This window comes from Methanolobus psychrotolerans, assembly GCF_002243045.1.
Lineage (GTDB): Archaea > Halobacteriota > Methanosarcinia > Methanosarcinales > Methanosarcinaceae > Methanolobus > Methanolobus psychrotolerans.
The window spans coordinates 90,628-103,326 of sequence record NZ_MBKP01000004.1; the positions used below are offsets into that span (position 1 = coordinate 90,628).

17 protein-coding genes and 1 tRNA gene are annotated in these 12,699 nt (G+C 44.2%); 10 read left to right on the forward strand and 8 right to left on the reverse strand.

Going from position 1 to position 12,699, the window contains the following annotated elements; genetic code table 11:
• Nucleotides 1-4: 4 nt before the first annotated feature.
• From crcB (BB781_RS01530) to BB781_RS01550, 5 genes are all read right to left on the reverse strand, one after another.
• The gene (gene crcB / locus BB781_RS01530; RefSeq protein ID WP_094226735.1) at nt 5-385 is read right to left on the reverse strand and encodes a fluoride efflux transporter CrcB; all 381 of its coding nucleotides are present in this window, start codon (nt 383-385) and stop codon (nt 5-7) included.
• Nucleotides 348-749: a fluoride efflux transporter CrcB gene (gene crcB, locus BB781_RS01535; RefSeq protein ID WP_094226736.1), complete on the reverse strand. Its 402-nt coding sequence runs from the start codon at nt 747-749 to the stop codon at nt 348-350. Before crcB (BB781_RS01535) ends, crcB (BB781_RS01530) begins: the two co-directional genes overlap by 38 nt.
• Nucleotides 742-1,926, reverse strand: coding sequence for a molybdopterin molybdotransferase MoeA (locus BB781_RS01540; RefSeq protein WP_094226737.1), 1,185 nt, complete (start codon nt 1,924-1,926; stop codon nt 742-744). The genes crcB (BB781_RS01535) and BB781_RS01540 overlap by 8 nt, the downstream gene beginning before the upstream one ends.
• A 28-nt stretch (nt 1,927-1,954) precedes the next feature.
• Nucleotides 1,955-2,236 carry a ubiquitin-like small modifier protein 1 gene (locus tag BB781_RS01545; RefSeq protein WP_094226738.1) on the reverse strand — a complete coding sequence of 94 codons (282 nt, stop codon included), beginning with the start codon at nt 2,234-2,236 and terminating at the stop codon, nt 1,955-1,957.
• 112 nt (nt 2,237-2,348) lie between these two features.
• Nucleotides 2,349-2,426: transfer RNA gene (locus BB781_RS01550), tRNA-Pro, on the reverse strand.
• Nucleotides 2,427-2,480: 54 nt separating this feature from the next.
• Between BB781_RS01550 and BB781_RS15240 the strand changes: the two genes are divergently transcribed.
• The gene (locus BB781_RS15240; RefSeq protein ID WP_129582599.1) at nt 2,481-2,714 is read left to right on the forward strand and encodes a hypothetical protein; all 234 of its coding nucleotides are present in this window, start codon (nt 2,481-2,483) and stop codon (nt 2,712-2,714) included.
• A 124-nt stretch (nt 2,715-2,838) separates the two neighbouring features.
• Here BB781_RS15240 and BB781_RS01555 read toward each other — a convergent pair whose 3' ends face one another.
• From BB781_RS01555 to BB781_RS01565, 3 genes are read right to left on the reverse strand one after another with little or no spacing between them, the layout of a single operon-like run.
• Nucleotides 2,839-3,390 carry a UbiX family flavin prenyltransferase gene (locus BB781_RS01555; protein ID WP_094226739.1) on the reverse strand — a complete coding sequence of 184 codons (552 nt, stop codon included), beginning with the start codon at nt 3,388-3,390 and terminating at the stop codon, nt 2,839-2,841.
• Nucleotides 3,390-3,749 carry a prenylated flavin chaperone LpdD gene (lpdD, locus tag BB781_RS01560; protein WP_094226740.1) on the reverse strand — a complete coding sequence of 120 codons (360 nt, stop codon included), beginning with the start codon at nt 3,747-3,749 and terminating at the stop codon, nt 3,390-3,392. The genes BB781_RS01555 and lpdD overlap by 1 nt, the downstream gene beginning before the upstream one ends.
• 1 nt (nt 3,750) lies before the next feature.
• Nucleotides 3,751-4,953: an HD domain-containing protein gene (locus tag BB781_RS01565; RefSeq protein ID WP_094226741.1), complete on the reverse strand. Its 1,203-nt coding sequence runs from the start codon at nt 4,951-4,953 to the stop codon at nt 3,751-3,753.
• A gap of 57 nt (nt 4,954-5,010) precedes the next feature.
• Here BB781_RS01565 and cofD point away from each other — a divergent pair, with 57 nt between their 5' ends.
• From cofD to BB781_RS01610, 9 genes are all read left to right on the forward strand, one after another.
• On the forward strand, nt 5,011-5,934 hold the full coding sequence (gene cofD, locus BB781_RS01570) for a 2-phospho-L-lactate transferase (protein ID WP_094226742.1): 924 nt from the start codon (nt 5,011-5,013) through the stop codon (nt 5,932-5,934).
• A gap of 136 nt (nt 5,935-6,070) precedes the next feature.
• Nucleotides 6,071-6,478 (forward strand): hypothetical protein, encoded by a 408-nt coding sequence (locus BB781_RS01575; RefSeq protein ID WP_094226743.1) that lies wholly within the window; start codon nt 6,071-6,073, stop codon nt 6,476-6,478.
• A 59-nt stretch (nt 6,479-6,537) separates the two neighbouring features.
• Nucleotides 6,538-7,659 carry an ATP-binding protein gene (locus tag BB781_RS01580; RefSeq protein WP_242492489.1) on the forward strand — a complete coding sequence of 374 codons (1,122 nt, stop codon included), beginning with the start codon at nt 6,538-6,540 and terminating at the stop codon, nt 7,657-7,659.
• Nucleotides 7,660-7,672: 13 nt separating this feature from the next.
• Nucleotides 7,673-9,274 carry a VWA domain-containing protein gene (locus BB781_RS01585; protein WP_094226744.1) on the forward strand — a complete coding sequence of 534 codons (1,602 nt, stop codon included), beginning with the start codon at nt 7,673-7,675 and terminating at the stop codon, nt 9,272-9,274.
• A gap of 59 nt (nt 9,275-9,333) precedes the next feature.
• Nucleotides 9,334-9,897, forward strand: coding sequence for a hypoxanthine/guanine phosphoribosyltransferase (gene hpt / locus BB781_RS01590; protein WP_094226745.1), 564 nt, complete (start codon nt 9,334-9,336; stop codon nt 9,895-9,897).
• Nucleotides 9,890-10,885, forward strand: coding sequence for a diphthamide biosynthesis enzyme Dph2 (dph2, locus tag BB781_RS01595; RefSeq protein WP_094226746.1), 996 nt, complete (start codon nt 9,890-9,892; stop codon nt 10,883-10,885). The genes hpt and dph2 overlap by 8 nt, the downstream gene beginning before the upstream one ends.
• A 2-nt stretch (nt 10,886-10,887) precedes the next feature.
• Nucleotides 10,888-11,475 carry an METTL5 family protein gene (locus tag BB781_RS01600; protein ID WP_094226747.1) on the forward strand — a complete coding sequence of 196 codons (588 nt, stop codon included), beginning with the start codon at nt 10,888-10,890 and terminating at the stop codon, nt 11,473-11,475.
• 220 nt (nt 11,476-11,695) lie between these two features.
• Nucleotides 11,696-12,385, forward strand: a complete 690-nt coding sequence (locus BB781_RS01605) for an exosome complex RNA-binding protein Csl4 (protein WP_242492490.1) — start codon at nt 11,696-11,698, stop codon at nt 12,383-12,385.
• Between the two features lie 30 nt (nt 12,386-12,415).
• Complete coding sequence (locus BB781_RS01610) at nt 12,416-12,694, forward strand: DNA-directed RNA polymerase subunit L (RefSeq protein WP_094226748.1); 279 nt, start codon at nt 12,416-12,418, stop codon at nt 12,692-12,694.
• Nucleotides 12,695-12,699: the final 5 nt, after the last annotated feature.

A 12,699-nucleotide genomic window follows, 5' to 3' on the forward strand; every position in this document is an offset into this window, starting at 1 on the left:
AAGCCTATGGCATAATTATCCGGTATGCAAGGAGTGCTGCACTCAGGCACACTGTTATGTTGAGGATGATATTCAGCAGGAAATACTTGTTTTCTCCTTCTTCCAGCAATCTGAAACTTTCGTATGCAAAGGTCGAGAAGGTTGTAAAGGAACCTAGCATTCCGGTGCAGATAAAAAAACCGAGGGATCCTTCAACAGATGTGAAAGTCATTAATGCCAGCACAAAACTCCCGATGGAATTTACGGCCAGGGTTCCTGTGGGAATTTCATTTACTCTGGGAATTGCACCGGACACAAGGTATCGGAGTATGGCACCGATAAATCCACCTGTGCCAACAAATATTATTTCAGAGACCACCGCTTTCTTCCCTCCTTTTAACCACATAAAGGACAATTCCTCTTCCTGTGAACACACCGGCAAGGGTCAGGCAAACATTTGCAAGAATATTGAATGCTGCTTCAATAATATGCATCTGGAACGTCTGCATAGTAAATGCAGAAAAAGTGGTAAGTGAACCTAAAAATCCAATTCCGAAGAACATCCGGATTCTGGGAGATACATATCCCAGGTACTCGGAGTTATACATAAGAAAACCAAGCAGTATGCTCCCAAGCACATTAACTGCAAGAGTGCCTGATGCAGGTTCTAAGAGCCCTGCTACAAGGTATCTTGCAATTGCCCCGAGGAATCCTCCGATTCCGATGGTAAGGATTTCAAGACCTTTGTCTATAGAAGAATTGTTATTCAATGAGCACAACGTCCACTTTGTTTCCTTCTTCGTATCCTTCTACGTTCTCCGGGATAATCACAAATCCATCGGATTTCGCAATGGAACTTAGTATGCCGGCACCTGCTGTCATAAGTGGATGAGCTACATCTCCTTCTAGTATGACCCTTGCATAACTAAGGTATCCTTCCCTGGACATTATTTTCCCGCTAAGGGTTGCTTTTACCTTTGTATCAGGTATATCTGGTATATTTCCGGCTTTTCTAAGTGCAGGTTTCCCAAATGCAAAGAGAGCTACAAGGCCTGCAGCCGGATATCCTGGCATACAGAGGATAGGGACGTTGTCCGCAACTCCCAGTGCAGTGGGTTTTCCAGGGCTGAGCCCTACGCCGTGAACAAGCTTCTTTCCCAGTTTTTCAACAATTCCAGGTACATAATCCTTATCTCCCACAGAAGTTCCGCCTGAAACAACTATCATGTCAGCGTCAAGATTAGTTTTGATGGCCTCTTCTATGAGTTGTTTGTTCTCAGGAACAATTTCACAGTAACGTGCAATTCCGCCCCACTTCTTTACATATTCTCCTATCATGAGGCTGTTGATATCCAGTGTCTTGCCGGGTGGCAGGACATCATCACCGGGCAATGGCAGAAGGTCGTTACCTGTGGGAACAATGGCAACAACAGGTTTTGCATATACTTTCACATCATTGATCCCAAGGGATGCGAGTACGGCAACATCGCATGGCCTGAGAAAGTGACCTTTGTTGAAGATTATCTCTTTCTTCCTTACATCTTCTCCAATCTCGCCCACGTTCTTGCCCGGATGAACCTGTGCCCGGATCTCTATCATATCGCCGATAGATATTGTATCTTCCATCATAAGCACAGCATCAGCTTCATCAGGGACATAATCCCCTGTATTTACCGGAGCGCATGTGCTTTCCATCACTTCATCTGATACCTGCAGCATCACAGGGTTTGTGGGTGAAGCTCCAATAAGGTCAACAGACCTGACGGCAAAGCCGTCCATGGCGGAACGGCGGTAATGAGGTACGTTACGGGGTGCAAGTATGCTTGTTGAAAGCACCCGGCCAATCGATGATGTCGCAGGAAGTTGTTCTGTTCTGTCCATACTTTTAATTTCATCAAGGAACAGTTCCTTTGCTTTTCCTACGTCAGTACGTTCTCTGAATAACATTGTACTTCCTCTTTTTTACGTATGATAATCATCCGCCTGAAACCGGGGGGAAAACTCCCATTTCATCGCCGTCACTGAGGATTGTATCCAATCCTTCCATGTGTTTTATGTTGTTCCCGTTGAGGAATACGTTGATGTAACCGCAAAGTTTCACCTCTTTACCGGACTGGAATATGAGTTCATTCAAAGGTGGATATTGTTCTGTAAGGGAAAGCAGAACTTCTTTTACAGTATCTCCTGATATTGTTAGAGAAGACGTTTGTGCAATCTCTCTCAGATTTGCAAAAAGTTTCACATTAATGTTTGCCATGGGGACATTATTCCCCGCGGATATGTTATAAAACTAATCCATGTAAAAAATCAAGCAACGGTCAGGTAAACTGCGAAATTACATATATCACAAAAGATAGCATAAAAAGTTATGGTGGGATAGCGCGGATTTGAACCGCGGTCCAAGCGTCCCAAACGCTCGAGGATGGACCAAGCTACCCTACTATCCCAGTCAGCTTAAGAAGGGTAGCTCTGCAATAGCATTTATTGCATAAAAAGGTTTCGTGAGAATAAGGATACTATGGATAAAATATGGGCAAAAACACGGTAATATCTATGAAAAAAGCAGTTTTTTGATCACTGATCCTCTGCCCGGTCAAAAGCCCTGCTTCAACTTCCTATACTCACCAATAACAAAGACTGTGATAACTGTCACCGATAGCTCAATGGGTATTTCTGAGCTGTCAAGCAGCATTTATCTCAGGGCTTCCACTCCGTATGCCAGAGGGTTGAGGTGAACCGGAGTGCTCAGCCACCCGGAGATTCTATCATTGATGCAAGTGTTATGCCAAGCCCGATGGATCCAAGCCTCATTCTGAGCATTCTCGGGGTACAGGGCAGTTTTCTCAAGAACGGCCCATATCATTCCCAGCGCTTGAAAACCTCGTTGTCAATGCCAATCAGGTCAAGGGCACGTCCTGCCATTGAGTCTACCAGATCATTAATAGTCTGTGGTCTAGAATAGAACCCCGGGCATGCAGGAAGTATGATCCCGCCAGCTCTTTCCAGCCTGAGCATATTCTCAAGGTGTATCTGGTTCAGGGGTGTTTCACGTGGCATCAGGATGAGTTTTCTTCTCTCTTTCAGGCAGACATCTGCAACCCTGCCAATCAGGTTATCTGACATGCCACCTGCAATCTCTCCAAGCGTCTTCATACTGCAAGGGGCAACAACCATCCCGTCAAACCTGTGGGAACCGCTTGCAATGGGAGCTGTGAAATCGCTTTCATCATAAACTACGTCTGCCAGTCCTTCGACATAGCTGATGTCATAGTCTGTCTCTATCTCAATTATTTGTTTTGCAGATCTTGTTATGATCAGGTGGGTCATTATATCTGTCTCTGCAAGTATTTCCAGTAACCTTATCCCGTAAGCAGAGCCTGATGCTCCGCTGATGCCTATTACTATTTCCATTAGAAGCCCTCCTGAATTATAACCGACAGCTCATCGATCATTTCCCTGGAAACAGAGACAATTTCCTCTATCTCCTTTTTTGTAATATTGTCCAGATGGATCCCAACTATAAATACAGATGCAGATTTGCTGGCCTCACTGATTACCTTTGCTCCAAGTAATGCAATATCTGTTTCCCTGTGTCCCGGATTTGTTATCACCGAAGAGGAAGATCGTCCTGAACTCTTATCGTAGAATCCCACGGCAACTGCTCCCACATGCTCATCTCCGCCCATGAGGCAGACAATGTGGTCTTTTCCTGCCTTATTCCATTCTATATGGAGGCTTATCCTAGCTGCAATTTTCTTTATCTGGTACATCCTACCCCTCTATTTCACTCAGACGAAACTGTTTTGTTGTTCTTTTTACATCAAAGAAATTCCTGGCGGCTTTGGCTACTTCTTCCCTGTGTTCTTTAGGAGTGTAGACTCCCATCTTCCAGTTATCACGGTGAGCCTGTTCAAGTGTTGCAACGATGTTTGAAGCTTCATCCAGGCGCAACATTCTGTTATTCACCTTCACCAATGCCTTCATTTCAGCTATTTCAGGACTCTTTGGAATATCGATTAGCACGCTTTCCGGGTCAATACCCACGTCTTCCGCAATCTCGGCCTCAACTCGTGTGATATTCTTGCGGTGTCTTAACACACCTTCACCTACTTCATCAAATCCTACGTACAATGCTCTTTTGTAGAGTTTCCTGTTGTCCAGTTTATTTGCCAGTTCTCCTGCGTAACCATCATCATTGCGTATCATTTCAAAAAGCCTTGAATCATCTATCTTCCGCAGGTCAAAGGGGTCTAATATTTTCTTTTGTATAAGGTCATCCACTGCCCTTATGAACATGGTTTCAGCTATCCTTGAAACGTGGTGATAGTAAACGGATGGATGCATCAGGAACCTGGATACTAATAATGATTCTGCTGCCTTGACACCGCCTGCGGTGACAACAAGTTTGTTCTCATAGAACTTCATTTCATTGATGAGCCTGACATGGTCGACAAGACCGAAAGCAACTCCTGTGTAATGCGAGTCCCTGACAAGATAGTCCATCCTGTCAACATCGATCTCACTGTTGAGTATCTTCCCAAGGTCTGTCTTTCCTTGTATGTGGTCCTCGATGGTTGCCGGATTCAAACCATGCTCGTTCAGTATCTCCCCAAGCTCGCCTTTTTTCAGAATTGCCCTGACATCCTCATGCCTTTGCCTTGTATAATGTTTAGTAAGGCTTTCTGTAACATGCGAAAAAGGACCGTGTCCAACATCATGAAGAAGGGCAGAAACTCTCAGTTCCTTTTTTTCTTCATCAGTCACAGAATCTATCTTCTCTGTGAGCATGGTGGCAAGATGCATCACACCAAGGGAATGTTCAAAACGCGTATGGTTTGCTCCGGGATACACAAGGTTTGAGAGCCCAAGCTGGCTTATTCTTCTCAGGCGTTGCATCTGCGGTGAATCTATTAGCGATAACGTAAGAGTATCAAGCTCAATATAACCATGAATCGGGTCACGGATGACTTTCATATATTTTAAATATGCGTCATCTTATAATGATATTCCGATAAACAGGAAGAGTAAAAAATGATAATTTTCTCAGGCGGTACCGGTACTCCCAAATTACTGAATGGTCTTCGGGAAGTGATTCCGGAGGAAGAAATAACAGTCGTAGTCAACACAGCGGAGGATATATGGGTATCCGGCAACCTGATAACGCCGGACATTGACACTGTACTCTATCTGTTTTCAGGCAGGATCGACAGTTCCCGCTGGTGGGGGGTCAAAGGTGACACATACAGGACACATGAAGCCATGAAAGCACTCGGGCACAATGAGGTCATGATGCTTGGTGACCAGGATCGTGCAACCCACATCATGCGCTCTGATTATCTCCGTAGTGGAATGACTCTTACAGAAGCCACAACTCAGCTTTGCAGTTCTTTTGGGGTTAAAGCAACGGTGTTACCCATGTCCGATGATCCTGTATCTTCAATAGTAAGCACACCAGAGGGAAAAATGCATTTCCAGGATTTCTGGGTAGGAAAACATGGAGAACCTGAGGTTCTGGACGTGTGTCAGGAAGGTATTGAAACTGCTTCCATCTCTCCGGCTGTTATGGATGCACTTGAGGACGAAGATGAGGTTCTTATAGGCCCCAGCAATCCGATTACAAGCATCGGTCCTGTAATTGAGCTACCTGGGATGCGGAATATTCTCAAAAACAAAAAGGTCATAGCTGTAAGTCCTATAATCGGCAATGAACCGGTAAGCGGACCGGCTGGTAAGTTAATGGCCGCAAGGGGAATTGAAGTTTCATCCTATGGGGTTGCCTCCTATTATTCTGATTTCCTTGATCTTATTGTCATCGATAAGCGTGATCGTATTGATGACAACATGTTCATTAAGCTCGGTTGTCATGTCTCAAGAGCGGATACTTTGATGAAGTCGGCAAATATAAGCACCAATTTATCTATTTTTATCAAACAAATATTCAGGGATATGAAATAGCCTTCTCTATTTCTATTTTTATTGCCATCTACACCGCTAAATATTTTAATAGGTATATTTTTATTATTTTAAAGCATATATTCGATATCTTCAATCAGAGGGTATAGATCACAAAACAGACTCTCAAGGTGAAATTTTGGGTGATGAATGGAAAATCGATATGAATCTCCCTGATATAGGGATGATGGTCACGCTTATGACAACTGCTATATGCTCGGTAATAATGGGCGCCGCAGAAATAGCTTACACTATGTTATGGATCACAGCTTCGTACGTGAGGCACGGAAAAGACTTTTTTCTTGATCTCTTAAATGCAAAAGCTCTTACATGGACTGCAGAATATATCCTTGTAGCAGGATCACTGTTGCTGCTGTCATCGATGTTGTTCCTGTTGAGTACGTCATTTTCTTTGTATGAACTTAACGGGCTTGCGAAGAAGGCAGAAAAAAAAGTACACATCAGAATAGTGTTTGGTTTTTTTGCAGGAGGGCTTTTACTCTTGTTCCTGGCTCTCATTTCTGCGATAATCCTAAGGTATCTGTAAATGCAGCCAACTGTTAACAAGTTACAATATGCAAGATTTCATTAGAGAAAGGCGATAATATGAGTTCAAGTATCACCGGGACAATTAAAGAAGTTCCAAAAACAGCAGAAGTACCTTCTCAATATCTGGAAGATGTAGCCCGCAAGGCCACAAGAACAGAAAGGGTGCTCTATCCTATATCTGCCATAGTCGGGCAGGAAAAAATGCTCAGGGCACTTATACTGAACACTATCAATCCTTCAATTGGTGGTGTACTTATACGTGGGCAGAAAGGTACGGCCAAGTCAACAGCAGTCAGAGGTCTGGCAGAGATATTGCCAGAGATCGAGGTTGTAGAGGGTTGCAAGTTCAACTGTGACCCGAAAGATTCTGAGAATTTCTGCTGGGAATGTATAGAGAAGAAAAGAAAAGGCATGCTTCATGTCAATAAGCGCCAGATGAAGGTTGTTGATCTTCCAGTGGGTGCTACTGAAGACCGCGTTGTCGGCAGTCTGGATATTGAAAAAGCTGTGCGCCAGGGTGTTCAGGCATTTGATCCTGGTATTCTTGCCCAGGCAAACCGTGGTATCCTTTACGTTGATGAGATCAACCTGCTGGATGATTTTGTCGTTGATGCACTTCTCGATGCTGCAGCCATGAACGTCAACACTGTTGAGCGTGAAGGTGTGAGTGTCAGCCACCCTGCTAATTTCATCATTGTTGGTAGCATGAACCCTGAAGAAGGAGAGCTTCGTCCTCAACTGCTTGACAGGATAGCATTACAGGTGGAGGTCACAGGTATCTATGATGTTGAACAGCGTATTGAGATTGTAGAGAGGCGAAACAGGTTCAATGACGAACCCAAACAGTTCATACGTGAATTTGAAGCTGAGCAGGAAAAGCTGCGTTCAAAGATAGTAAAGGCTATTCATGTGCTTCCAAGAGTAACCACAACCAGAGACAATCTGCGGACGATCGCAGAGATATGTATAGCTTTTAATGTGGACGGGCACCGTGCAGACATCATGATAGAGCGCGCAGCCCGCACAAATGCGGCTTATGAGGGCAGGGAACGCATAACCAATGATGACATCATTGAGTCATCAGAGATGGTCCTGCCGCACAGGATGCGCAAGAAGCCATTTGAAGAAGAAGAGTTCAGCGTAGACCAGCTAAGGGCAGTTGTCGACGGAAAGGTATGAGCGGGGTGCGGGAATGAGCGAGATCGAACTTGTTCAGCGCCTGCGCAGGAATCTTCCTCGCAATTACGGTATAAAAGTGATGCACATAGGTGTTCCTGTGCTCGGGTTGCGTATCCCCAGAAACTCGGTATCTGAATTCTCAAAGGATGACACTGAGATCCTGTATGATAACCTGTATTCTAATATGGAGCAGATAAGGCCTGATGAGGTAGAGAACATTTACATTGTTGCTGATTCAGACCATATAGTAATGGAACCTGCTGTTTTCTTCAAACCTTTGATCGGTGTATCCGATTCGGCAGTTGTAGCAGTTTTCAAAAGTTCACAGGATAATATACCATCAGATGACACTCTTGTACTGCCGGCAGATGTTGCAGAGCCGGATATTTCTTTAGTGTCTAATGTAATTCCGGAAGATACTTTTGCTCAGGTTCCAAAAAAAGATATTGATAACGATCTATCTGAAAAGTCTGTTTTTTCAGGAATGTTGGAGCATGAAGGGAATGCTACTGTCAACGATACTGATGAAGAGTTTGAAGAGTTTTCATTTGAAGTGCCACCTCCTGCATCGGATGTTATATTTGAAGAGCATGCTTTAAAGGCTTCATCTCCCGTTTGTCTTTATGAATCTGAAGTCCTTGTGGAGCTGACGCCTAAGGAATACGTACCTATTCTCTGTCATGATGACCTGGAAGCAGAATTTAAAAATGAATCTGGCGTTACCAGCAAGAGGTCTGGCTCTGAGAAAATGTTTGAAGACCTGAAAGATGACAAAACAGTTGGCAAGATACTCAATGACTTTGCCCGCAATTCTCAGAATAAAAGACTTGCAACAGGCAGGTTAAAATCAGGAAGGCGTGCTGAGGTCCTTACCAAAAGCAAACGTGGGCGTTATGTGAGATACAGGATGCCCGGTGAAAAGATCACAGACATTGCCATTGCTCCTACGGTCCGTGCAGCAGCGCACCATGCAAAGGACGGGAAGATCGAGATAAAAAAGAGCGATATCCGGGAAAAGGTAAGAAGGAGGCGTATCTCCAGCCTGATAAATATCGTTTTTGATACTTCAGGCTCCATGGATGAGCAGGAAAAGGTACAGATAACAACCAGTGTGGTTCTTGCACTCCTGAAGGATGCATATCAACGCAGGGACAGGGTTTCGCTTGTAACATACAGTGGGCGCAGCGGTGAACTGGTCCTTCCATTCACATCATCAGTGGAAGCTGCAAAGCGTTATCTTGAGAAGGTGCCTTTTGGTGGCACAACTCCAATGGCTTCAGGACTGCTGAGGGGAATGGATACTCTTGTCAGGGAAGTGAAAAAAGAGCCATCTGCCGTTCCAATCATGATACTTGTCACCGACGGGACTGCAAACTCTCCTCTTCATCTTGGGGGCAATATAAGGCGAGAGGTGATACAGATCTGCAAACAGATAGCTTCCAATCATGTCAACATCCTTGTGGTTGATATAAGTGATACCGGCTCCAGGCTTGCTAAGGAAGTTGCCATGCAAAGCAATGGAAGTTACTATCATCCAAAATCACTGAGCAAGGAAGCCCTGTATTCTGCTATAACACAGGAACGGGACCAGAAAACAGCATTTGTTGCAGTATGACCGTGGAGTTTTCCTCCAACGGTCGGTTTTTATATATTGGCAGGTAGTAAGCGGTAACTATGTTAAATATACTTCGTGAATCCCTTTTGAATGCACCAATTGTACGCAGGGGCGATTACTATTATTTTATCCATCCTATTTCAGATGGTGTTCCACAGCTTGAACCAGAGCTGCTTGAGGAGATCACATGGCATATACTGGGAATGGTGAGCAAGGACTTTGACAAAATACTTGCAATAGAAGCCATGGGTATTCCCCTTGCCACAGCGCTTTCTATGAAAACCGGTATTCCTTTCACAATTATCAGGAAAAGGCCATATGGGCTTGAAGGTGAGGTCAGGCTTTCCCAGGAAACTGGCTACTCAAAGGGTGAACTTTACGTAAATAATGTCAGAAAAGGTGACAGGGTTCTTATCGTTGATGATGTGATAAGCACAGGTGGCACTCTTGTATCACTGATAAAGGCCTTAGAGGGTATTGGTGCTGTTATCACTGGTACTATAGTTGTTATCGAGCGTGGTAACGGTGTTTCCAGATTAAAGGATCTGGGAATTGATGTAAAGACTCTTATCTGTATCGATGTGACTGAAAAAGGTGTTTCCATAGAGGCTGTTCATGAGTGAGATAGAAGCATTCGATTTCCAGCTGGCTCGTATCATTTCCGTCATAAAGGATACCGGTGCAAAGGTCATAGGATTGCAGTTTCCGGAAGGTTTTAAGAGACGGTCATTGGGGATTGCCTCAGGAATAGAGTCTGAAACTGGTACCAGTGTGATCATATCGGGAAATCCTTGTTTCGGGGCATGTGATCTTGACGTTGCTTTATTGAATGATGTGGAGATTCTTTTCCATTTCGGGCATGCACACCTTGACGATAACAAGCTTTCACAAAAGGTATATTTCATTGAGACACGGTCAGCAGTCGATGTAAAGGATGTTGTAAAGCTGGCTGTTCCTGAACTCCGGGGGCAGAAGATCGGTCTGATAACTACGGTTCAGCATGTGCATAAACTTGAAGATGCAACTTCAATTCTAAGGGAACATGGGAAAGAGTGCGTCATATGTTCAGGCGACAGCAAGATAGCATATCCGGGGCAAGTGCTGGGGTGCAATTTCTCAGCTGCAAGGGAGGAAATGTGTGACGAGTATCTATACATCGGGAGCGGTCAGTTCCATCCTCTTGGTGTTTCCTTGGCAACAAAGAGGCGAGTCCTGATCGCAGATCCTTTTGTCAATGAACTTCGTGAGGTAGACAGTTCCAGGGTTCTCAGGCAAAGAAGTGCAGTAATTGCAAAGTCAATTGATGCTGAAGTATTTGGTATTGTTGTGTCAACAAAGCCAGGACAGGAACGTATGGCACTGGCAGAGGAACTGAAGGAAATGGCAAAGAAGCATGGTAGGAATGCATATGTTTTCACAATGGACCTTGTGACTCCGGACCAGTTGTTACAATTCAAGGTGGATGCGTTTGTAAATACAGCATGTCCCCGACTTGCTGTGGATGAGGTTGGAAGGTTTCACGCACCAATGCTGACTCCCATGGAGTTTGAGATCGTTCTTGGTGAAAGGGAATGGGAAGACCTCATATTTGATGAGATTACAGGTGAGTGAACTTGAAGCAGCGAAAGCTTGAGATCCTGCTTGAACAGGTGGAGGGTTTTGATTCTCCCAGTGTGTCTCTTGAACAGTATGCAACCCCTGCACTGCTTGCAGCCGAAATGCTGCACTTTGCTTACATGCAGGGTGACCTTGAAGGTACTGTTTTTGATCTTGGGTGCGGGACAGGGATGCTTGCTATCGGGGCAAAGTTACTGGGAGCTGAGAAAGTAGTTGGTTTTGATATTGATCGGAAGGCTCTGGAAATTGCCCGGAGGAATGCTGAAAGACTTGGGGTGGATGTTGAGTTTGTCCACAATGATGTATTTGAGGTTGAAGGGCATGCCGATACGGTTGTAATGAATCCTCCGTTTGGTGCACAGGCTAAGGGCAATGATCGACCGTTTCTTTTAAGTGCGTTGAAAACCAGTGATGTGGTATATTCCATTCATAATTGCGGGAGCCATGATTTTATTAGTAAGTTCATAGGTGATGCCAGGATTACAGATTGGTACTCAACGGCATTTCCAATGAAACGAACATTTAAATTTCATAAGAAAGAAGTAGAAATGGTAAAGGTAGAGATCTATCGTATAGTGCGATAACACTTTAAGATATGTGGTTCTTACTTGAAATTGAAAAATATCATGGATTTTGTGCACTTTTATATATTGATTTCAGATTATAAGAGGGATTCTTATTAGGATTAGAAATAGACGAAAGACTTCACGTAGGAAGATCAAATCATCCAATTCCGCAGACCAGCAGGTTGGCGAAGAAGAGGTTCCTGTAAAAGGGCCGGAAGCAACAGGTGCACCAAAAAAGGTGGCAGCGGATTCCGCTGAAGCTGAAAAGGAACCGGTCCAAAGCAGTGAAGCAGGAAAAAAGAATATAAAGCCCAAAAAAGGGTCTACTGGAGAAGATGACATGGATACAGAAGATGACGTTAACCCAGAAGAAAGCGTTTTTGTAATGCCCGGTGATTTTGTAGGTACTACGGAAGAATTCAGGGCAGGTAATGGAACCTATGTCAACGTGGCAGACATCCATTCACTAGGTACCGGGTATGTGAACATTGACAGGAAATCAAGAACAATATCCATTGTTTCACAGACAAGTACTCCTCCCCAGATAAATGAAGGCGATATCGTCGTTGGAAGTGTTGTCAATATGCGCGATTCTGTTGTGTTGGTGGAGATTGGAGCTATTAAAGGTAAAGGTGAGCGTGAGTTCCAGACCAATGGGGCAGCAGCTATTCACGTTTCCAATGTGAGGGATTCCTATGTCAAGAACCTTGGCCAGGAGTTTTCCCTTTCAGACGTTGTAAAGGCAAAGGTCATTAATACACAGAACATGCGTCTGAGTACTGACGGTAAGTCCCTTGGCGTTATGAAGGCTTATTGTTCAAAATGCAGGTCTGGTCTTGTAATGGACAACGACAGGTTAAAATGTCCGGAATGTGGCCGCATAGAGAGAAGAAAGATTTCTTCGGACTATGGAACAGGAATTATCTGAAAATGGCGTATATTTTAGGGTGAGATTAAGATGGAATTGAAGATAATTGATAAAACTGATGATGAGATGCACCTTGAGATCATAGGCGAGAATCACACTCTTCTCAACATGCTCAAGTCGGCTCTGCTCGATGACAAAAGGGTTCAGATAGCAACATATGACATGAAACACGTATCAATAAGTGATCCTATACTTTTTGTGAAAACAGACGGTACAGATCCTATTGATGTTGTGAAGGATGCTGCAGGCAGTATGATCTCCCAGTGTGACGAATTCATGTCAGTTTTCAGGACAGCTATAGATATCTGAGTAGT